General features: G+C 58.1%; 17 protein-coding genes. 11 read left to right on the forward strand and 6 right to left on the reverse strand.

All coding sequences use genetic code 11. The features are described from left to right. Positions 1–59 precede the first annotated feature (59 nt). Positions 60–1,175 carry a PilT/PilU family type 4a pilus ATPase gene (locus ACNR9O_RS01040; protein ID WP_473683800.1) on the reverse strand — a complete coding sequence of 372 codons (1,116 nt, stop codon included), beginning with the start codon at positions 1,173–1,175 and terminating at the stop codon, positions 60–62. Positions 1,176–1,263: 88 nt separating this feature from the next. Between ACNR9O_RS01040 and ACNR9O_RS01045 the strand changes: the two genes are divergently transcribed. The 5 genes from ACNR9O_RS01045 (at position 1,264) to glmS (ending at position 6,623) form a co-directional block, all read left to right on the forward strand. Beyond that, complete coding sequence (locus ACNR9O_RS01045; RefSeq protein ID WP_473683798.1) at positions 1,264–1,848, forward strand: DUF4398 domain-containing protein; 585 nt, start codon at positions 1,264–1,266, stop codon at positions 1,846–1,848. Next, entirely contained in the window at positions 1,845–2,471 is a 627-nt protein-coding gene (locus tag ACNR9O_RS01050; protein ID WP_473683796.1) for a hypothetical protein, read from the forward strand. Before ACNR9O_RS01045 ends, ACNR9O_RS01050 begins: the two co-directional genes overlap by 4 nt. A 370-nt stretch (positions 2,472–2,841) precedes the next feature. Next, positions 2,842–3,072, forward strand: coding sequence for a YdcH family protein (locus ACNR9O_RS01055; protein WP_473683794.1), 231 nt, complete (start codon positions 2,842–2,844; stop codon positions 3,070–3,072). Between the two features lie 154 nt (positions 3,073–3,226). Then, positions 3,227–4,597: a pyridoxal-phosphate dependent enzyme gene (locus ACNR9O_RS01060; protein WP_473683792.1), complete on the forward strand. Its 1,371-nt coding sequence runs from the start codon at positions 3,227–3,229 to the stop codon at positions 4,595–4,597. A 196-nt stretch (positions 4,598–4,793) separates the two neighbouring features. Beyond that, complete coding sequence (glmS, locus tag ACNR9O_RS01065; protein WP_473683790.1) at positions 4,794–6,623, forward strand: glutamine--fructose-6-phosphate transaminase (isomerizing); 1,830 nt, start codon at positions 4,794–4,796, stop codon at positions 6,621–6,623. A gap of 56 nt (positions 6,624–6,679) precedes the next feature. Here glmS and ACNR9O_RS01070 read toward each other — a convergent pair whose 3' ends face one another. The 5 genes from ACNR9O_RS01070 to rfbB are packed head-to-tail and all read right to left on the reverse strand — an operon-like array spanning position 6,680 to position 11,518. Beyond that, positions 6,680–8,092 (reverse strand): mannose-1-phosphate guanylyltransferase/mannose-6-phosphate isomerase, encoded by a 1,413-nt coding sequence (locus tag ACNR9O_RS01070; protein ID WP_473683788.1) that lies wholly within the window; start codon positions 8,090–8,092, stop codon positions 6,680–6,682. 3 nt (positions 8,093–8,095) lie between these two features. After that, a complete protein-coding gene (gene rfbD, locus ACNR9O_RS01075) occupies positions 8,096–9,031 on the reverse strand; it encodes a dTDP-4-dehydrorhamnose reductase (protein ID WP_473700693.1) in 936 nt (311 codons plus the stop codon). Continuing rightward, positions 9,028–9,585 (reverse strand): dTDP-4-dehydrorhamnose 3,5-epimerase, encoded by a 558-nt coding sequence (rfbC, locus tag ACNR9O_RS01080; protein ID WP_473683786.1) that lies wholly within the window; start codon positions 9,583–9,585, stop codon positions 9,028–9,030. The genes rfbD and rfbC overlap by 4 nt, the downstream gene beginning before the upstream one ends. Next, entirely contained in the window at positions 9,582–10,472 is an 891-nt protein-coding gene (gene rfbA, locus ACNR9O_RS01085; RefSeq protein WP_473683784.1) for a glucose-1-phosphate thymidylyltransferase RfbA, read from the reverse strand. The genes rfbC and rfbA overlap by 4 nt, the downstream gene beginning before the upstream one ends. Next, positions 10,469–11,518 carry a dTDP-glucose 4,6-dehydratase gene (gene rfbB, locus ACNR9O_RS01090; protein WP_473683782.1) on the reverse strand — a complete coding sequence of 350 codons (1,050 nt, stop codon included), beginning with the start codon at positions 11,516–11,518 and terminating at the stop codon, positions 10,469–10,471. Before rfbB ends, rfbA begins: the two co-directional genes overlap by 4 nt. Positions 11,519–11,832: 314 nt before the next feature. On the opposite strand from rfbB, the gene ACNR9O_RS01095 reads away from it, so the two are divergent. The 6 genes from ACNR9O_RS01095 to ACNR9O_RS01120 are packed head-to-tail and all read left to right on the forward strand — an operon-like array spanning position 11,833 to position 20,856. Then, entirely contained in the window at positions 11,833–13,017 is a 1,185-nt protein-coding gene (locus ACNR9O_RS01095; protein ID WP_473683780.1) for a cystathionine gamma-synthase, read from the forward strand. Positions 13,018–13,053: 36 nt separating this feature from the next. Beyond that, entirely contained in the window at positions 13,054–13,839 is a 786-nt protein-coding gene (locus ACNR9O_RS01100) for an ABC transporter permease (RefSeq protein ID WP_473683778.1), read from the forward strand. Between the two features lie 27 nt (positions 13,840–13,866). Beyond that, positions 13,867–14,472 (forward strand): acyltransferase, encoded by a 606-nt coding sequence (locus ACNR9O_RS01105; protein WP_473683776.1) that lies wholly within the window; start codon positions 13,867–13,869, stop codon positions 14,470–14,472. Beyond that, a complete protein-coding gene (locus ACNR9O_RS01110; RefSeq protein WP_473683774.1) occupies positions 14,473–15,735 on the forward strand; it encodes a glycosyltransferase in 1,263 nt (420 codons plus the stop codon). Beyond that, a complete protein-coding gene (locus ACNR9O_RS01115; RefSeq protein WP_473683772.1) occupies positions 15,728–17,062 on the forward strand; it encodes an ABC transporter ATP-binding protein in 1,335 nt (444 codons plus the stop codon). Before ACNR9O_RS01110 ends, ACNR9O_RS01115 begins: the two co-directional genes overlap by 8 nt. After that, entirely contained in the window at positions 17,059–20,856 is a 3,798-nt protein-coding gene (locus tag ACNR9O_RS01120) for a polysaccharide pyruvyl transferase family protein (protein ID WP_473683770.1), read from the forward strand. The genes ACNR9O_RS01115 and ACNR9O_RS01120 overlap by 4 nt, the downstream gene beginning before the upstream one ends. Positions 20,857–20,974: the final 118 nt, after the last annotated feature.

Here is a 20,974-nt window from a genome sequence, read left to right on the forward strand (position 1 = left end):
TGTGGGCTGGCTTGGGGCCGGCCTGAACCAGGCCGGCGTCGCGTCCATTCGTCGGTTGTTTAGAAGCCCAGCCCGTAAGGGTCGTTGCCGACCAGCTCGGCATTGTCGGTGCCGCCGCCTTCGGAAAGGCGGATCTTCAGTGCCAGGCCGTCGCGCGAATCGGCCTTGGCCAGCGCCTCTTCCAGTTCGATGCGGCCTTCCTTGTAGAGGCGATACAGCGACTGGTCGAAGGTCTGCATGCCTTCCTGCAGGCTGCGATCCATGGCTTCCTTCACCTCGTGGATCTGGCCGCGGCGGATCATGTCGCGGATGAACGGGGTGTTGAGCAGCACCTCGGTCGCGGGCAGACGGCGGCCATCCTTGCCGATCACCAGGCGCTGGCTGATCACCGCGCGCAGGTTCAGCGCAAGGTTCATCAGCACGTTCTTGTGCGCCGATTCCGGGAAGAAGTTGAGGATGCGCTCAAGAGTCTGGTCGGCGTTGTTGGAGTGCAGCGTGGCCAGGCAGAGATGACCGGTTTCCGAGAAGGCAATGGCCGCCTCCATGGTGTCGGTGTCGCGGATCTCACCGATCATGATCACGTCCGGCGCCTCGCGCATCGCGTTCTTCAGCGCCTCGTGATAGCTGTGCGTGTCCAGGCCGACTTCACGCTGGTTCACGATCGACTTCTTGTGGCGGTGCAGGTACTCGATCGGATCCTCGATGGTGAGGATATGGCCGGAGGAATTCTGGTTGCGGTGGTCCAGCATGGCTGCCAGAGTGGTGGACTTGCCGGAACCGGTCGCGCCCACCACGAGGATCAGGCCGCGCGGCTCCATGATCAGGTCGCGGAAGATGCCGGGGAGCTGGAGCTGGTCGATGCTGGGGATTTCGCTCTTGATCGCGCGGATCACCATGCCCACTTCGCCGCGCTGCTTGAACACGTTGATGCGGAAACGGCCGGCTTCCTTCACCGCCAGCGCCATGTTGAGCTCGAGGTCGCGCTCGAACTGGGGTACCTGGCCTTCGTCCATCAGCGAATAGGCGATCTTCTTGACCATACCGCCAGGCAGGCCGGTGTTGCCCAGCGGGTACAACTTGCCCTCTACCTTGATGTTCACAGGGGCGCCGGTCGTCAGGAACATGTCCGACGCGCCCTTGTCCACCATCAGCTTGAGGAAGTAACCAATGTCCACTCGTGTCCCCTGAAAATGACGCTCACGCGTTGCAAACAACGATTATGCCCGCCCACAATACGCTGCGACACTCTTAGAGGAATGAGTGATGGTGCACATCTTCTCCGCGCCGGATGGCCGTCTACAAGGCGTCCGCACGGTACTTTTCACCCTGATGCTGGCCCTTGTGCTGGGGGCTCTCGGCGGCTGCGCCAGCGTGCCTCCGCCGGACGGTTCCATGAACCAGGCACAGATGCAGCTGCAGGCCGCGCGTGACGCCGGGGCGGCCGACTACGCGCCGGTTGACCTCGATTTCGCGCAGAACAAGTTCCAGCAGGCCCAGGCCGCCATGGCCAGCCGCAAGTACGAGGATGCGGCCACGCTGGCGGAAGAGGCCCAGGCCGACGCCGAGCTGGCGCGCGCCAAGGCCCGCCTCGGTGCCGCGCGTGCCCAGATTCAGCAGAAATCCCAGGGCAACCGGGACCTGCGAGAGCAGATCGAGCAATCCCTGCACGCCCAGGAAGTTCAGCAGCAGCAACAGCAGCAGCAACTGCAGGACCAGCAGCAGGGCCTGCCAGCGCAGGAGCAGAGCGCCGACATGCCGGCGCCGCCGTCATCCGTGCTTCAGCCGGTGCCGTCGGGCCAAGGTTTCCAGACCCTGCCTCAGTCGAACGATCAGGGAGGCCACCCGTGAAATCGCTGAAACCCGCCTTGTCGGCGCTCTTCCTGGCCCTCGCCATCATTGGCAGCGCGCATGCGGCCAAGGATGACCTGGACATCGCCCGCCTGACCAACAGTCTCGACCAGCTGTCCCGCGATCCGGCCCTGGGCGGTTACGCCCAGAGCGAGCAGGCCCGTGCCCGCGACGCCATCTCCCGGCTCGCCCAGGCTCGTTCGCGCGATCGTGCCCATGCGCTTTACGTCGCCGAGCGCCGCGTCGACCTGGCCAAAGCGGTCGCGCAATTGCAGGACGCCCAGCTCAAGATCAACCAGCTCGATCGCGAGCACGATCAGATCCAGCTGGACGGCTCCCGTCGCGAGGCCGAGGCCGCCCGCCGCGAACTGGAACGGCAGCGCCTGCAGTACCAGCTGGCCCAGGAAGAGGCCGCCCGCCTCCAGGAGGAGGGCGCCGCTGCCCAGGCCCAGGCCCAGCAGGCCCAGGCTCAGGCCGACCAGGCGCGCAAGCTGGCGGCAGCCCAGGCCAAGGTCGCCAATGCGGCCAAGCGCCAAGCCGAGCTGGCCACGCAGGCCGCCAAGGCCATGCGCTCGCAGATGCAGGATGGTTCCGACAATCCTGCTCCGCGGAAGGGAAAGTAAGGCCAGATCGATCGCAGGTCGGGCTTGGAAACACCCGGTGGCCCAATGCCCGCCGGGTGTTTTTCTTTGCGTGACAGGGTGCGCTATCCAGGGGAATAAGCCTGTCCAGGCAGTTGTTGCCGTCTGCGGACCGCGTCGTGACAGGGGGTCCTCACGGCGCTTGCACGTCCCGAAAGGCGGGAGTAGGGTCGGATACCCATGGGGCATTCAAGCGCCATGGGTCACTGACCTGAATCATGCGCATATCCGTCCTTCACTCGATCACCTGCGTCCCGGCAAGCCGGCGCGGGTCGTTGGCATGCGCATGTTTCCCCACCGTTAGCGGGCGCACCGATCCCGCGTCCGCAGTCATTCGCGAGGAGGTCGGATCATGTTCGAAAACCAGCAGCGTGACGATGTCGAAGCCCTGATGAAGTCCGACGCGGAATTCCGCCGGCTTTATCAGCATCACCAGGAGCTCGACAGCAAGGTACACGACGCCGAGATCGGCGTTCTTCCCATCGACGACATGACCCTGTCGGGCATGAAGAAGGAAAAGCTCCACGCCAAGGAACGGTTGCAGCGCATGTGGGATGAGCGCAAGCAGCGCCGCGTCAACTGACCTGCGGTTTTCGCCCGCCAAGCGGCCCCGGAGCCCCCCGCAAGGGATCGGCTACCGGGGCCGCTTCGTGTTCCGGGATGGCTTGGCCGCTCGGTTATGATCGCTTTCCCTGACGGGCCGGCCGGCTCGTCCTGACGCAAACCCAGGAGTTTCCATGTCGGTCCACCAGAGTGTCCTCGAACTGATCGGTCGCACCCCGATGGTGCGCGCGCAGCACCTGGATACCGGCTCGTGTGAACTCTTCCTCAAACTGGAAAGCGCCAACCCGGGCGGTTCCATCAAGGACCGCATCGGCCTGTCGATGATCGAAGGCGCCGAGCGCGCCGGAAAGATCAAGCCTGGCGCGACCTTGGTCGAAGGCACCGCGGGCAACACCGGCCTGGGTCTGGCCCTGGTGGCGCAGCAGAAGGGCTATCGGCTGGTGCTGGTGGTGCCCGACAAGATGAGCAGGGAGAAGATCTTCAACCTCAAGGCGATGGGGGCGGAGGTCGTACTGACGCGCTCAGATGTCGCCAAGGGCCATCCCGAGTATTACCAGGACATGGCCGAGCGTATCGCGCGCGAAACGCCTGGGGCTTATTTCATCAATCAGTTCGGCAATCCCGATAACCCCGCGGCGCATGTCGCCACGACGGGGCCGGAGATCTACGAGCAGATGGACGGCAAGGTGGACGCGATCGTGGTCGGCTGTGGCTCTTCCGGCACCATGAGCGGCCTGTCGCGGTATTTCGCCGAGGTCTCCCCGAACACGGAAATCGTACTGGCCGACCCGGTCGGCTCGATCCTGGCCCAGTACATCAATGAAGGTGTGCTTTCGACCAAATCGGGCAGCTGGATGGTCGAGGGTATCGGCGAAGATTTCCTGCCGAGCATCAGCGACTTCAGCCGGGTCAAGAAGGCCTACGCCATCAGCGACAAGGAAAGCTTCCTGGCCGCGCGCGAGCTGCTGGCGAAGGAAGGAGTGTTGGGCGGTTCGTCCACCGGCACCTTGCTGGCTGCTGCGCTCAAGTATTGCCGCGAACAGACCGCGCACAAGCGCGTGGTGACGTTGGTGTGCGATACCGGCAACAAATACCTGTCGAAGATGTACAACGACTACTGGATGCTGGACAACGGCTTCATCGACCGCCAGCAGCATGGTGACCTGCGTGACTTATTGTTGCGTCCCTTCACCCAGCGCGACACGGTGGTGGTCGGCCCGGGCGAGTTGCTGATGACGGCCTACACGCGCATGAAACTCTACGACGTGTCGCAGCTGCCGGTGATGGACGGCAACCGGCTGGTCGGCATCCTCGACGAATCGGACGTGCTGATGCACGTGCATGCGGACGAGAGCCGGTTCCGCGACCCGGTCTCCACGGCCATGATCAGCAACCTGCAGATTCTCGACATGCACGAACCGATCACCTCGCTGCTGCCGGTGTTCGAACGCGGCCATGTGGCCATCGTGATGGACGGCGAGCAGTTCATGGGGCTGATCACTCGTATCGACCTGCTGAATTACCTACGCCGTAAGGTGCACTAGGCGTCAACTCGGGGTTGGCGGATGCTTGACTCCGCGATCCCGGCTGGCGGATGAACGGGCAGGAGGATCGGGCGCACGAAACGGGATGCGCACGGTCCGGTGTGTCACGAAAGTCTGTTGAAATGGGTGACCGACAAAGTCCCGGCTCCTGGAAGTGATCTTCCGGCTCCTGTCTATCCCCAAGAGGACTCTGCCTATGTGTGGAATCGTCGCCGCAGCCGCCCAGCGTGACGTGGCCCCCCTGTTGATCGCCGGCCTGAAGGCGCTGGAATACCGTGGTTACGATTCCGCCGGTCTGGCGGTGTTACAGGCTGGCGAGATCCGTCGCGTGCGCGAGAAGGGTAAGGTGCGCGAGATGGAAGCGTTGTACCAGGCCGATCCGTTTCCTGGCGGTACTGGCATTGCACACACGCGTTGGGCCACACATGGCGTGCCGAACAAGGTCAATGCGCATCCGCACGTGGCCGGTCATGTGGCGATCGTGCACAACGGCATCATCGAGAACTACGCGACGTTGCGTGAAGAGTTGGCTTCGCGTGGGCATGTCTTTACTTCGGAGACCGATACCGAGGTGATGGCCGCTTTGATCAGCGAGCGACTGTCTTCCGACAAGTCCTTGTTGGATGCCGTGTCTTCGGTAGTGCATGAGTTGGAAGGCGCGTACGCCATCGCCGTGATCAGCGACAAGGAACCTGGACGAGTCATTGGCGCCCGTCGCGGCGCGCCGCTGCTGGTCGGTGTGGGCATCGGCGAGAATTTCCTCGGCTCCGATGCGCAGGCGCTGATCCAGGTCACCAACCGGATGATCTACCTCGAAGAACACGACGTGGTGGAAATCACTCGTGATCAGGTGCGCATCTTCGGCCAGGACGGGCAGCAGGTGGAGCGTGCGATCCACGAGAGCGAGCTGTCTACCGACGCAGTCGAGCGCGGCGAATACCGCCACTACATGCAGAAGGAGATCTTCGAGCAGCCGCGCGCGGTGGCCGATACGCTGGAAGCGCGCATCGGTCCGCATGGTGTGCTGCCGAATATCTTTGGCGTCAATGGCGACGAGCTGCTGAGCAAGGCCAAGGGCCTGCACATCATCGCCTGCGGCACTAGCTATCACGCCGGCCTGGTCGCTAAGTACTGGATCGAGGATTACGCGCGCCTGCCGGTCAACGTCGAAGTGGCCAGCGAATATCGCTACCGTGAAGCAGTGGTGCCGGAAGGCACGTTGTTCGTGGCGATTTCCCAGTCCGGCGAAACCGCCGATACCCTGGCAGCGATGCGCGAATCGCGCCGCCGCGGCTATCTCGGTACGTTGGCGATCTGCAACGTGCCGGAATCCTCGGTAGTGCGCGAAGCGGACCTCAAGCTGATGACGCGCGCGGGTCCGGAAATCGGCGTGGCTTCCACCAAAGCCTTCACCACGCAGCTGGCCGCTCTGGGCTTGCTGACACTTCAGCTTGCTCGCCACCGTGGCCTGGACGATGTTCGTTATGCGGATCTGGTGGCGCAGCTACAGAGCTTGCCGAGCATGCTCCAAGAAGCGCTGCAGCTAGAGCCGAAGGTTCTCGAGCTTGCTGAGCATCTGATCCAGCGACAGCACGCTTTGTTCCTGGGTCGAGGTGTGCAATACCCGGTTGCAATGGAAGGGGCCTTAAAGCTTAAAGAGATTTCCTACATCCATGCCGAAGCTTATGCCGCCGGAGAGCTCAAGCATGGTCCGCTCGCGTTAGTGGACGAGGATATGCCGGTGATTGCGGTCGCGCCCAATGGCCCACTACTGGATAAGCTGAAATCAAACCTGCAAGAGGTGCGCGCTCGGGGAGGCGAGTTGCTGGTATTTGCCGATGGCTCGGCGAGTATGGATGGCAATGCGGCGAGAGGCGCCATCGTTCGCATTGATGGAGGCGGCGAATTTATAGCCCCAGCGGTATTCACGGTGCCGTTGCAGCTGCTGGCCTACCACGTAGCGGTATTGCGAGGAACCGACGTGGATCAGCCGCGTAACTTGGCTAAGTCTGTCACGGTTGAGTAAGCGAATGGCCATATGGAAGGCCGCGCGAAAGCACGGCCTTTAGGGGCTACTGTAGTTCAGGATCGACCGTAGACATCCTCTAGGCGAACGATATCGTCCTCACCTAGATAACTGCCGGATTGAACCTCGATGATCTCAAGCGGCACTTTGCCGGGATTGCGTAGACGGTGAACGCTTCCAAGTGGAATATAGGTGCTCTGGTTCTCGCCCATCAGAAACACATGATCATCGCAAGTCACTTCGGCCGTACCCGATACGACGATCCAATGTTCCGCACGATGATGATGCTTCTGCAGGCTTAATGCTGCACCGGGCTTGACCACGATGCGCTTGACCTGAAAGCGGTCGCCTGATTCCAGGGAGTCGTAGCTTCCCCATGGGCGGCGCACAATTCGATGTAGCGAGTGTTCGGTTCGGCCGGCAGCTTTAAGCTCGTCTACGATGCGTTTGACGTCTTGGGCTGCGTCACGGTGGGCCACCAGCGTGGCATCCGGAGTGGTAACGACAACAATGTTCTCAATGCCTACCGTCGCGAGTAGATGGCGATCATGTGAGCGGAGTAGGGAGTTGCTGGTGTTTATGGCGATGGTGTCGCCCTCCCGAAGGTTACCTTGCGTGTCTCGCTCTCCCGCAAGCCACAGTGCGGACCATGAGCCGATATCACTCCAGTTGCAGGCCACTGGTATCACGGCCGCGCGTTGGGTCTTCTCCATTACGGCATAGTCAATGGAGTCATCCCTTACCTTGGCGAAGGCTTCACTGTCCACGCGTACGAAGTCGAGATCCGATATCGCCAGCGCGTGAGCAGCGCGGACGCTCTCCAGGATATCTGGCGCATGTTCGCTTAGCTCCTCGAGATATCGGGCAGCCTTGAAGAGAAACATACCGGAGTTCCAGTCATACTGGCCATTGGCTAGATACGCTTCGGCTGTCACCAAAGCTGGCTTTTCCACGAAGTGGTCCACGCGAAACGCTCCGTCGCCGATCGACGCGCCCCGATGGATGTACCCGAAGCCCGTTTCCGGTCGATCGGGGCGTATGCCGAAAGTAACCAGCCAGCCATCCTTTGCTGCGGATAGGGAAGTCTGAACTCCCAGCAGAAAGCTTTCGGTATCGCCGATCAAATGGTCCGCAGGCAATACCAGGAGGAGCGCTTCCGGATCGCGTTCCATGGCTTGCAGTGCGCCGAGCGCGATCGCTGGCGCGGTGTTTCGGGCCATCGGCTCCAGAACAATGGTGGCCCCCTGGATCCCCACTTCCAGAAGTTGTTCGGCTGCAAGGAACCGATGGTCGTCACTGGCTACGATGATGGGGGGGGCAACGTCCGGGAGCAATCGGGTGCGCGTAATCGTCTGCTGGAACAAAGTACCCTGCCCACTGAGCGAAAGGAATTGCTTGGGTAGATTCTTACGCGACACCGGCCATAGCCGCGTGCCGCTACCGCCACTGAGAACGAGAGGGACCAACATGTTTCAATTTCCTTGGGGAGCGAGTTCGCGCATGACCTCGGCAAGGCCTGCGGTCCAGTGCGGCAGGACGATACCAAACCGTTCCTGAAACATCATGTTATCAAGGACCGAGTAAGTCGGTCGGCGGGCAGGGGTAGGGTAGTCGGCGGTCGTTATAGCTTCGATTTGGGGCATTTTGGTCAGAACGCCCAGGGATCGTGCTTGCTCGAGCGAGGCTGTGGCGAATCCGTGCCAGGTGGTTGCCCCACTGGCAACCAAATGGTAAGTGCCTTCAAGGGACGGGCGCACTGATCCGGGAGCGTTCACCCATTGCCGCAAGGCCGCGGCGGTAGCCTCGACCAGCAGGTTCGTCGATGTGGGCGCCCCATATTGGTCCGCCACTACCCTTACATGATCGCGTTCTTTTCCAAGGCGGAGCATGGTCAGAAGGAAATTATGCCCGCGGGATGCATATACCCAGGATGTGCGAAACACCATGTGTGGCGCAGTGCTGGCACGTAAGGCTTCCTCGCCGGCGAGCTTGCTCTGGCCATATACGCTGACCGGTCCGGTTGGGGCGCAGATGGGATAGGGCGATGTCGCCCTGCCATCGAATACGTAGTCGGTCGAAAAATGCACCACCAGTGCACCATGTCGTTCGGCCCACTTGGCAAGCAAAGCGACAGCCTCGGCGTTAATGCGAAAGGCCATGGCGGAGTCCTTCTCCGCACGGTCGACGGCCGTGTAAGCCGCAGCGTTGACAATTATATCGGGCGAGGTTCGTTCAAGTAGCGCCAGAAATTCCTCCGGCTCAGCCATGTCTGCGGCTTCACCGCGACCACCCTCCACCAAGACTCCATCTCGGGAGACTGCTGTGATGGAGCCTAAATGCGTCAACGCATCGTGTCGTAGATATGTGCGCCCGAGTTGTCCGTTCGCGCCAAGCAAGAGGACTTTCAAGGAAGAAGCCTCGGCAGACGCTCAGGACTTACTTCGCGAAGATAAGGCGCCCGCTCGTCCTTCTCGGAAAGAATGGGCTGCGCAAGCGGCCAGTCAATGCCGATATCGGCATCATTCCAGCGGACCCCTGCGTCAGCAGCACGGTTATAGGGCGCGCTGCACTGATAGGTGAATGTGGCGGATTCCGAAAGGACGCAGAACCCATGTGCAAAGCCCTCTGGAATCCAAAAGTGCCTATGGTTGTCGGCTGTCAGCATGACGCCGGTCCATTGGCCGAAAGTCGGTGAGTTGCGGCGTATGTCGACGGCGACGTCGAATACTTCGCCTTCGAGGACGCTTACAAGCTTCCCCTGAGGATCTGGCCACTGGTAATGGAGGCCACGCAGAACGCCCTTGGAAGAGCGCGATACGTTGGATTGCACAAACTCAGCGGTGAGTCCTGCCGCGCGATACTTGTCTTTGTTGTAGCTTTCATAAAAAAAACCGCGCGCGTCCTCGAAGACTTGAGGTTCGATAACCAAGGCGCCTGGCAATGAAGTCTGCACAATTCTCATTTGGGGCGTCCCTGCTCGCTGAGCTGGCGAAGATACTGGCCGTAACCGGTTTTCGACAGCGGTGCGGCCAGACGAGAAAGCTCATTGGCGTCAATCCAGCCATTGATGAAGGCGATTTCCTCGGGACAGCACACTTTCAATCCCTGGCGATGCTCGATGGTCTGAATGAAGTTGCCGGCTTCCATGAGGGATTGGTGGGTACCAGTATCAAGCCATGCGTAACCACGCCCAAGCTGCTCCAGATGCAAAGACCCGTCCCCAAGGTATCGTCTGTTGAGGTCAGTGATTTCCAGTTCTCCGCGTGCGGAGGGTTTAAGCTCCGCGGCGAAGCGGCATGCTCTCTCATCGTAGAAGTAGAGGCCCGTTACCGCGTATTGGGACTTTGGTGCCGTGGGTTTTTCCTCTAGCCCAATGACTTTGCCTTGTTCATCGAATTCTGCGACGCCGTAGCGCTCCGGGTCGCGTACCCAGTATCCAAAGACGGTAGCACCATGCTCCCGGGAGGCGGCCCGCCGTAGACGTTCGGTAAGGCCTACACCGTAAAAAATATTGTCACCCAACACCAGGCAGCTACGGTGACCTTCGACGAAATCGCGGCCGATTAGATAGGCCTGTGCGAGCCCCTCGGGATAGGGTTGCACGGCATATTCGATCTGAATACCCCATTGAGATCCATCTCCAAGCAGTCGTTGGAACAAGATCTGTTCATGCGGCGTGTTGATTATCAGTATTTGTCTAATACCCGCAAGCATCAATGTGGCGAGCGGATAATAGATCATCGGTTTGTCGTAAACAGGCAGTAATTGCTTACTCACTCCTTGGGTGATGGGATGCAGACGTGTGCCAGCGCCGCCCGCCAGAATAATGCCCTTCGTTACCCTGCTCATACGCCAAGACGCTCCATGCGGTAGCTACCGTCCAGGACCCGCTCAACCCAGTCCCGGTGCGAGAGATACCAATCGACAGTGTGGGCAATGCCACTCTCAAACGTCTGACTTGGCTTCCAGTTGGTTTCCCGGTTGAGTTTGCTGGCATCGATGGCGTAGCGGCGGTCATGTCCGGGCCGGTCCTGCACGAAGCGAATAAGCGATCGATACTTGCGGCCGCCAGACAGGGGGACTCGTTCATCGAGAAGTTCGCAGATAGTCTGTACAACCGCAATATTCTCTTTCTCTGCATTGCCGCCTACGTTGTAACTTTCGCCGATGCTGCCTTTATAAAGAACTTGCTCGATGGCGGAGCAATGATCCTCTACATACAACCAATCGCGGACATTCCTTCCGTCACCATAGACCGGAATAGGTTGTTCCGCGAGCGCTTTCTGAATTACCAAAGGAATGAGCTTTTCAGGAAATTGATAGGGGCCATAGTTATTGGAGCAATTGGTTACCAGGGTCGGCAGTCCATAGGTGTGGTGAAACGCGCGCACCAAATGGTCGGAGGCCGCTTTCGAGGCAGAATACGGCGAATTCGGCGCATAAGGAGTGGACTCCGTGAAGGCGCCGGTTCCGCCCAGGGTGCCATATACCTCATCGGTCGACACGTGAAGAAATCGAAACCCCGTGCGCGCACGGTCGCTGAGTTCACGCCAGTAGTTGCGAGCGCTTTCAAGCAGAGTCAGCGTGCCCATGACATTCGTGTCTGCGAACAAGCCCGGTTGATCTATGGAACGGTCCACGTGAGATTCTGCGGCGAAATTGATCACGGCATCTGGTTGGTGATCCTTGAGTAATTGGGATACCAGCGCGCGGTCACGGATGTCGCCATGCACAAAAAAATGCCGACCATCATCACCCAGCGAACTGAGCGTATCGAGGTTGCCGGCGTAGGTGAGCAAATCTAGGTTGACAACGCGGTATCCGTTAGCGACGGCTTTCAACACGAAGTTCCCGCCGATGAAGCCCGCGCCACCCGTGACTAGCAGTGTTTTCATAGAAATCAATACCATAGCTAAAGTCTTTGGGCATTTTCGCATGCTGATCCGTGCAGGCATAGTGATTAAGCCCGATAGGATTAAGCGGGGCCTCAGTAGGGCTTCAAACTGCGACGTAGTTGGTGTCGCTGAGAAGTTTGCCTATCCCGAAGATCTAGCTAAGCGAGATGCTGCGATGTTTTTTGCGATCCCGGTGTGTGAGGGGCGCTCATGCTGCTCCGCAATATTCTGACCACTCATCCCTGGATGGCCATTCCTCCGGTTCAGCCCGACGGCTGATAGAATCACGACAATTTTTCAGAGCGAGTAGCGTGATGTCGGAACCCCGCGATCAGAGCCCCGAAGGTGAGCGGCCGTACGCCCTCGAGACCCTGGCAATTCATGGTGGCCAAGCTCCGGATCCCAGTACGGGCGCGGTAATGCCGCCGATCTACGCCACCTCGACCTATGCGCAATCGAGCCCGGGGCAGCATCTGGGATTCGAATACTCCCGCACGCAAAATCCAACGCGTTTCGCCTATGAGCGCTGTGTGGCAGCGTTGGAGGGAGGGGCGCGTGGATTCGCCTTTGCATCTGGTATGGCAGCGACGGCTACTATCTTGGAGTTGCTCGATAGTGGGGATCATGTCATTGCCATGGACGATTTGTACGGCGGCAGCTTTCGGCTGTTCGAACGCGTACGCCGCCGGAGTGCGGGGCTCGAGTTTGGTTTCGTCGATCTGACAGATCTGGCGGCGTTCAAGGCGGCGATACAGCCTCGAACAAAAATGGTATGGGTCGAGACGCCGACCAATCCGATGCTCAAGATCGTCGATATTGAAGCGATATCGCGCATCGCCCACGAACATAATCTGATCGTTGTAGTAGATAACACGTTCGCATCGCCCTTCCTGCAGCGCCCCTTATCGCTCGGAGCGGATATCGTGGTGCATTCGGCAACCAAATATCTCAATGGCCATTCCGATATGGTCGGTGGTGTGGCCGTTGTTGGCCAGAGGGCAGATTTGGTCGAAAGCCTGGCGTTTCTCCAGAATTCCGTCGGAGCGGTGCAAGGACCTTTCGACAGTTTCCTGGCGCTCCGTGGGCTTAAGACTCTGCACCTGCGCATGAAAGCGCACTGCGATAATGCGCTGATCATCGCACAATGGCTTGAAAACCAGCCAAGCATTGCAAGGGTCATATACCCGGGGCTGGATTCACATCCGCAAAGGGAGCTCGCCGCACGGCAAATGAAGGGGTTCGGCGGCATTGTCTCTATTGTTCTCAAGGGCGGGCTCCCCGCCGCCAAGCGTTTCTGCGAGCGCTGTGAGATATTCACTTTGGCCGAGTCGCTCGGCGGCGTAGAAAGCCTAGTTAATCACCCTGCTACCATGACGCATGCCTCGGTGCCGGTTGAGCGCCGCGAGCTGCTGGGGATTAGTGAAGGCTTGGTGCGGCTAAGCGTTGGTGTGGAAGCGGTGGATGATCTGATCGCAGATATCGCTCGCGCGCTGGGTTGAACAATCTGATCGCTTACATGCCGGGCTTTTGAGTGAATGAAAACAGCAGCGAATTATTTTGGACTGATTTATCAGCTGACCAAGCGAGAAGTTACCGGTCGCTACAAGGGCTCGGTACTTGGGATCCTCTGGTCCTTTGTTAACCCATTGCTGATGCTTACGGTATACACGGTCTTCTTTTCCGTGATCCTTAAGGTGAGGTGGGGAAGCGATGGAGAGAGTCAATCGGATTTCGCCTTGCTTCTATTCGTGGGGCTAGTCATGTACGGCTTCATCGCCGAATGCATTACCCGTGCGCCAGGACTGATTACGGGGAATGTCAACTACGTGAAAAAGGTGGTGTTCCCGATTGAGGTGTTGCCGATCGTGTCCTGCAGCTCTGCGTTGTTTCATTGGTTGATCGGCATGATCGTGCTGCTGCTCGCTTTGATCGTGACGGGGCATGGTATTCCCTGGACATCTTTGCTTATTGTCCCGGTGATGGTGCCACTCGTTTTCTACGGTCTTGGTGTTGGCTGGATTCTCGCTTCAATTGGTGTTTTTCTGCGCGACCTAAACCAGGTTGTCGGTGTGATTGCGCAGGTGCTGATGTTCATGTCGCCGGTTTTTTTTTCGGCGGCCAGGATTCCCGAGTCTTATCGCGGTTTTTTCCTCGCCAATCCGCTTACTACTATTATTGAGCAGGCGCGGGCGGTATTGATCTTTGGGCGCCCGCTGGACTGGGGGGCCATTGCGTTTCAGTTGATGATTGGATTTGCGATCTGCATTGCTGGCTATGCCTGGTTTCGATTCACCAGGCGTGGCTTCGCCGACGTTCTTTAATGATTATTAATTGTTGCGGGGAGTCGTGTGGGAGCACTCAAGCATTGGTTGGCCCGGCGGAGCTTCTTCTATCTGCTGATGGGATGGAAATATTATCTTGGAAATAATTTCATCGCTCATTTTCCGAATGAGCGGATAAGGAATTTCTATCTAACGCGAATCATGCGGGTTTCGATTGGCAAGGATACGCACATTAGTATGCGTGTGTTCGTGACTGGCTATCCGAGCCGAGCCAACGTTAGGATCGGGGATAATTGCGTCATTAATCGTGAGGCTTATCTGGACGGCCGTGTGGGTGTGACTATAGGGAACAACGTAAATGTCTCGTTCCAGGCGTGCATCCTGAGCCTTCATCATGATCATAACGACGCAGCTTTTCCGGCCGTCGGAGGTGCCGTGACTATTTGCGATCACGCTTGGATCGGCGCACGCGCCATTCTGCTGCCAGGAGTCACCGTGGGTGAAGGAGCGGTGGTGGCCGCCGGTGCGGTGGTGACACGCGATGTTGGTCCCTACGAAGTGGTGGGGGGCGTGCCTGCCAGGAAAATCGGCGAGCGAAAGCGCGAGATTGGCTACAAGACGAAATTTTCGCCGTATTTCGATACAGATATTTTTGACGAAACTGCTGTTTGAATGAAAATGAATGTTCAGAAAAAGAAAAGGCAGGTGCTGGTATTCATGCTCGCTCCGCCTTTGCCGGCGGTGGCGGGCGGCGATATCTATGCCGTCAATGCGCTGATTCCGTTTGCAGCAGACATTGATTTTCATCTGTTCTGCTACGTGGGCGGGGAAGAGGACATTCGTAAGGTCGATAGGCATCGTAGAGCGTACGATGAGGTCTTCAGAAGCGTTCATCTGGAACAGCGCCCGACCATGCCGTTCCAGATGCCGCGGGTGAGGCGCGCATTTACCCTTGCATGGCAGGCCATCCGCGGCATGCCGTTCATCGATGCGAGCTACTATAGTCACTCGGCGATCGCGTCAGCTCGTAGGCTCGTGCGGAAGCACAGAATCGATGCCATGGAGATCAATTCGGCGCACTTGGCATTCTTCAAGAAATTTTTCCCTGGAATTCCGGCGATGTTAGTCGGGCACAACATCGAATCTGACATCTTTCCTTTCTGGATGCCGACTGGATTGCGGGGTTGGAAGCTTCGTTTTATGGAATGGGTGGCGCAGTGCAGTCGTCGCGCAGCTCATGCCGTGGAAATCGAGAATAGCCTGGGTTTTGAGGTCATGACGTTCATTTCGAGTCGTGACATGTCCAGGGTGACAGCAGGTGCGCCCAAACTATTGATGCCACTTTCGTTTGCACGGCGAGAGCGTAAACGTGAAGGTCGAAACGGAGGCACGTTCAATGTGCTTTGGATGGGGGGCTTCGGTTGGTACCCAAATGCAGAGGGGGTGACATGGTTCGCAAGAGAGATATTCCCTCTTCTCGGTGAGAAGCTGAAGAGAAATAACATCGTACTGCATTTCTGCGGAAGCAATCCCCCTGAAGAGCTCAGGGCCCTGCACGATGGCGTTAACGTTCTGGTTCATGGCTTCGTCGAAGACATAAACGCCATGTTGGATCAGGCCCATCTATTGATGGTCCCGCTTCTCTCCGGTGCCGGGATTCGTGTGAAGATCATTGAGGCCATGTCGGCGGGCCTGCCGGTGTTGAGCACCAGCAAAGGCTGCGAGGGTGTCGGTGCGGAGGATGGACTGAACATCATTATCCGAGACGAAGCTGCTGAGTTCGCCAAGGCGATCATCCAGGCATCTCACGAGCCCGAGCGCCTGGAAAATCTATCGAGAGAAGCGCTACAGCTGATGGAAGATCAATATTCCATAGAGGCCAGCCTACGAGCAAAGCGTATGGCCTATGGCTATGTGGGCGTGCCTCATGACTAATCAAGAATTGGTTACAGAAGATACCCGGGCCGCAAAAGGCGCGGTGGTATCTGCGCGTTCCATTGGCAAAACGTTCCGCATCTATTCTCGACCAGCGGATCGTCTGTTGACTCCTTTAAGGAATCGCTTACGTCGACTGTTCGGTGCAGCGGCGCTCCCCCCGCGGCTCTTTCACGCTTTGCAGGGCGTAAGCTTCGATATAGCGCGGGGAGAAACTGTGGGCATTATCGGGCGCAATGGCAGCGGCAAATCGACTCTATTGCAGATTGTGGTGGGTACGCTCAGGCCGAGCGAAGGCTCAGTTGAGGTCAATGGCCGTATTTCCGCATTGTTGGAGCTTGGCGCCGGCTTCAACCCAGAGTTCACAGGGCGGGAGAATGTCTATTTGGCGGGTGCGATCATCGGCATGGGGGCTGCGGAGATGTCGGCGCTGATGCCGGTAATCGAGAAATTCGCCGATATCGGGGAGTACATTGATCAGCCAGTGAAGACTTATTCATCAGGCATGTACGTACGGCTTGCATTCTCCGTGGCGATACATGTTGCGCCGGATATTCTGGTCGTGGATGAGGCGCTTGCGGTCGGCGACACCGCTTTTCAGACCAAATGTCTCACCCGCATCCGCAAGATGCAGGCCGAGGGCGTTAGCATCATTCTTGTCACCCATTCGACCAATACCCTGCTCGAATATTGCGATCGCGGCATCTATTTGCGTCACGGGCAGGTCGTGCTGGACGGGGCTTGTCGGGATGTGGTCAAGCGCTATGCCGATGATCTCGTCGACGAGGAAGGCGGCGCAGTTATCTATGCCGAGTCCGATGCGGCGGGAGAAACGGTTGCAGCGAAAGAGCCAGTCAAGATTGAGGGAAGGCTCGCTGATGGTGATCATGGCGCGGCCAGTGAGATCGTTTCTATCGAGATGTGCGATGAAGCTGGAAAGAGTCGTACTACCTTTACCTATGGCGAGCGCCTGATCGTCAAAGTGCGCATTCGAGTACATCGCCCTATCGAGACTCCATGCTACGGAATTCAATTCAAGAGCGTGGACGATATCGCGTTATGGGCCGGCACGACACAGAACATGCAGAGAGCTGTTCCTCCAACCAAGCCGGGTCTGCATGAATTCAGCTGGGAACTTACATTGCATGTCACAGGTAACCGCTATGTCATCGCGGTGGGTGTCGGCGATATCGATAGCGGCGAATATCACAGGCACTCACGTGTCCCATATGCCGGGCATATCGACGTGCTTCCTCAGCCACACTCGGGGCACGGGTGGCTAGCACTGCAGCCCGTTTTTAGTTCGATACCTGAGGCAAACCGATGAACGACATGTCCCGCCCCTCCTTTAGGGCGCTCGTAGTCGGATGGTACGGTGCGCCAAATGTCGGTGACGAGCTGCTGCTTGAAATTCTAAAGACATCGATCGAAGCCAGGGGGGGGGCCATAACAGTGGCCAGCGTGGATCCAGCGCTTACGCGCGCGATGCACGGTGTAGATAGCGTGGACTTCCATAATGTCGGCGAGCTGGCGCGCGCATTGCTTTGGGCAGATATTCTGATCATGGGCGGTGGGGGCATTTTTCAAGACCATCATCCCTTCCATATCCATGCAGTCTACGACCCTGTCCTTAATGACATCTCGGCCTACGCGCGGCCAATCCTGATGGCCCGCCAATTCGGAGTGCCGGTGGTCATCTGGGGGCACGGCGTTGGGCCACTGGCGGGGACCGAGGCGCGCGAGCTCGTCCAGGACATTTTCAATAACGCCAATGCGGTCTCGATCAGGGACGATAAGTCGCTCGGATTGCTCCGGGAGATTGGCGTGGATCGCCCCATCGACCTGGGGGCCGATCCCGGTTGGCTGTACAAGCAATGCTGCATGCGTGGTACTGCGTTGCAGGGTGTGGCATCGCAGGGCAAGAAGACGCTTGCGGTTGTTATCCGAGAATGGCCTGGGGGGCATGGGGCCTGGCGGCAAAGACTCGTATCGGCACTTGAGTTGCTTATTAACGAAGATTGGCAAGTGAAATGGGTGGCTTTCCAAGCAAACACCCGCGTTAGCGGTGCAACATCCGATCTAAGTCTTCTGGAGGAGATTCGCGCGAATCTCCCAGAGCACGTCAAGGGCGAGATATTCCTGCCAAGTACGCCGCGCGAAGCGTGGGACCTGCTTGCGTCGGCGGATGCGATCTTCTCCATGCGGTTACATGCAAGCATCATGGGATTGCTTGCCAGGCGGCCGCTGGTGGGCCTCGAGTATGATGACAAGATGACCCAGGCGCATGCGATGGCCGGCTTGCCCGCGGACCAGTGCCTGAGGTTGGAAGATTCGCAGGAACGGTTTGTGGAGGCGCTCAGGGCCGCCATGGGGTATGCGGGCGTGCCTTGGGTAACGGACGTTGCCACGATACGTCGACTGGAGGATAGCGCGAGTGTTCATCTGGCGCTTCTTGATGGTGTGCACGCATACGTGCCTGGCAAGAAGCATTGGGTAGGAGGGCGGTTTGACTGGTTAGCTACCTGGTTGCAGCAGACGCTGGCTGATTTGCGGGAAACCAAGGAAAGAAGCCGTGCAGCGCACGAACTCCTTCAGTACCGCGATTACATGCTTAGCGAACGGGATGCAAACTTGGAATCTCTCCGCGGCTCGCTTAAGGACTTGCAAGAGATGACTGATCTTGCGAATCAGCGAGCGGAGATCCTGGCGGCGCAAGACATTAGTTCAAATAACGCAATCAAGGAACTGCAGCTTAAGGTCGCTGGGTTGGATGAGCAGCTTGCTGCCTCTCAGGCGGAAGCGTTGCGCTTGCTCGAAGAGGTTGCCCAGAAGAACGAAGAATTGGTGCGACTCTCTGTCAGATGGGGGCGTGTCCAGGATGCGGTTGCAGAGATGCTGATCGGCTTTGGCGGGCGTAGTAATGGGACGGATAGTACGGCAGGTAGTTTGGAAATAGAAAATATGCAGGGACAGAGACAGCAGGATACTTTGGCATCGCCGGAGAGCATCTCACTGGGCGGAGCGAATGGCATCGAAGACCTTGATGGACAACTTCGGACGCTTCGCTTGGAGTGGCGGGAAGTTGTTGACGAGGTAGAGAAAAAAGACGCCTACATCGCCGACAAGGAGATCTATATAGCGCAGCTGCTCGGTCGTCTGGGTGAGCTTGAGGAGCGGATGGCCATCACCGAGCGCCAGTTACGCGAAGCGCAAGACAACTGGCTCAAAGTTCGCCATCTTGCTGCTGCGGTATATCGGCGTGGAGTACGCTTGGTGAAACTGCCATTCAAATTTCTGCTGGTATGGCGGAGGCAAGGTCTTCGTTCCGCGATGCGGCAGGCTGTCCGGCGTATTGCTTTAGCAGAAACCGACATGGAGTCGCCCGTGCGTGGCGACGCGACACCGGTCATGATCGTGCCGAAGCCGGTTCGTAGCGAGCGGTTGCTTGTCATATGCGCTGATCTTTGTGCGAATGATTGGCCCACGCGCGCGGCGTCCCTGATCAAGGGCGCGACGAGGGCGGGCTATTTTGTGCGCTGGGTTAGTTCCACGTCAGGTGGTGAACAGATGCTTCCGGAGCTCGCTTTGCTGGAAACTAGCGGAGCCGGTTTGCTCGATGAAATTCGGGCCGGTGTCACTCGGGTCCTCCTCACGGACATCTCTCCGTTTGCTCTGGAGCTCGCTTTGCTGGCCAAAGAGCGTGGGGCGGAGATTATTTTCGATTTTGGTTCAGTCAATGCCGAAACGATTTCTGATGAGCAACAAAAAGCTCTCGAATCATGTGTTTCCCGCGCGGTATCGTTCGATGGCAGGGCGAATGCACGTTTTTCGGCATGGGATATCGATTGCTTGCCTGCCGGCGCGGACAACGAGGAATTCGACTCCTACAAGACTTATCCCTTTCCAGAGGGCTTCAGAAAGAGGCGGCGAAACATCCTCTTCTTCGCTGAAGGTGACATGGCGCGCAGCATGCTGGCTGATCTACTGGCCGCTCACCCGCATGACCTGATTCACACAGTAGACCCATCGATATGCGATAACGATCGTGTTCGCTTGGCCTCATGGGATTACACTACTCGGGCGTCGATTCTTGCTGCGGTAGACGCAGTTGTTGTTATTGGCGATGAGTCCGCCACGCACGGGTTAATTGAAACAGTTCGTTCCGCGCTGATCATGGAGCGGCCGGTAATAAGCAATGTAGCTCTGGGATTCGAATCGGCCAGGAACTTTCATTTGCTTGGGAAAAGGGTGCTGGCGGAAGTCATCCAGGGGGTCGGCCCGCTCGAAGATTTCGGCTTTGTTTCCGCCAACAGCTGGCTGGGCCGAGCTGAACAATTCATGCGGGCCGCGTTTCCGCGCTCAGTAAGCGTGGTCGTACTGATCCACAACAACCGTAAGATCATTGATCGTTGCATATCGACGATTCTTTTGCACTGCCGCGAATGGCTTCAGGAGATCGTGGTAGTTGACAACCAATCGGCTGATGGCGGGGCCGAACTGGTAGAGCAGTTATATGCTGGTCATCCCAAGGTCAAGCTGGTGCGCAACAGCGAGAATGGATGCTCTTCGGGGCGCAATCTTGGCGTGAAGGCATCGACAGGCGAGTACATTGCCTTCTTCGATTCTGACCAGTGGCTCACGTCGCCTTCGTGCTTCGCGGAAGCCATTCATATCCTAGAGCAGAATCCGAGAGTCGGCACCATCGGGTGGAATGCCGGTTGGTTCGATGCCCAGCGCGCCGACCTTGGCGGCGCGATTTCCGACTACGTGCCACGCCGGGGTATGAATGCCAATGCTTTGCTGCAGGGCTATCGTGACGACGTTGGTTTCCTGGGTACAAGCGGGATGTTCATCAAGCGCGAACTGTTTGAGAAGATCGAAGGTTTCGATACCTATTACGACCCGACATGTTTCGAGGACACGGATATATGCTTCCAGGTCAAGAAGGCTGGCTATGCAGTGGCGTTTCGCGATCTAGCCGGTATCCGTCATCAGCCTCATCAGACCACGGGTGCGAGCGAGGGCAGCGAGCGATATAAAAAATTGTTCAATCGAAACGCCGAATACTTTCGCAAGAAGTGGAAGGATCACCCAGAGTTCTTTGTCGATTACACGCCTTGACGTGCAGAGCAAAGGCGACAGGTGTTGCTAATGGCCAGGGAAGTATCTTCGCGATCGAGGATGCATTGCCTGGTAGGGGGCTCGGTCCGCATGGCGCATTGATCATATTGTCATTGGA

Source organism: Dyella sp. CR10, assembly GCF_055814425.1.

What these genes read in the sequence shown, in the direction of transcription:
- ACNR9O_RS01045 (WP_473683798.1), top strand. Translation starts at nt 1,264, where the DNA reads ATGGTGCACATCTTCTCCGCGCCGGATGGCCGTCTACAAGGCGTCCGC.
- ACNR9O_RS01055 (WP_473683794.1), top strand. Translation starts at nt 2,842, where the DNA reads ATGTTCGAAAACCAGCAGCGTGACGATGTCGAAGCCCTGATGAAGTCC.
- ACNR9O_RS01060 (WP_473683792.1), top strand. Translation starts at nt 3,227, where the DNA reads ATGTCGGTCCACCAGAGTGTCCTCGAACTGATCGGTCGCACCCCGATG.
- glmS (WP_473683790.1), top strand. Translation starts at nt 4,794, where the DNA reads ATGTGTGGAATCGTCGCCGCAGCCGCCCAGCGTGACGTGGCCCCCCTG.
- ACNR9O_RS01070 (WP_473683788.1), bottom strand. Translation starts at nt 8,092, where the DNA reads ATGTTGGTCCCTCTCGTTCTCAGTGGCGGTAGCGGCACGCGGCTATGG.
- rfbC (WP_473683786.1), bottom strand. Translation starts at nt 9,585, where the DNA reads ATGAGAATTGTGCAGACTTCATTGCCAGGCGCCTTGGTTATCGAACCT.
- rfbA (WP_473683784.1), bottom strand. Translation starts at nt 10,472, where the DNA reads ATGAGCAGGGTAACGAAGGGCATTATTCTGGCGGGCGGCGCTGGCACA.
- rfbB (WP_473683782.1), bottom strand. Translation starts at nt 11,518, where the DNA reads ATGAAAACACTGCTAGTCACGGGTGGCGCGGGCTTCATCGGCGGGAAC.
- ACNR9O_RS01095 (WP_473683780.1), top strand. Translation starts at nt 11,833, where the DNA reads ATGTCGGAACCCCGCGATCAGAGCCCCGAAGGTGAGCGGCCGTACGCC.
- ACNR9O_RS01100 (WP_473683778.1), top strand. Translation starts at nt 13,054, where the DNA reads ATGAAAACAGCAGCGAATTATTTTGGACTGATTTATCAGCTGACCAAG.
- ACNR9O_RS01110 (WP_473683774.1), top strand. Translation starts at nt 14,473, where the DNA reads ATGAAAATGAATGTTCAGAAAAAGAAAAGGCAGGTGCTGGTATTCATG.
- ACNR9O_RS01115 (WP_473683772.1), top strand. Translation starts at nt 15,728, where the DNA reads ATGACTAATCAAGAATTGGTTACAGAAGATACCCGGGCCGCAAAAGGC.
- ACNR9O_RS01120 (WP_473683770.1), top strand. Translation starts at nt 17,059, where the DNA reads ATGAACGACATGTCCCGCCCCTCCTTTAGGGCGCTCGTAGTCGGATGG.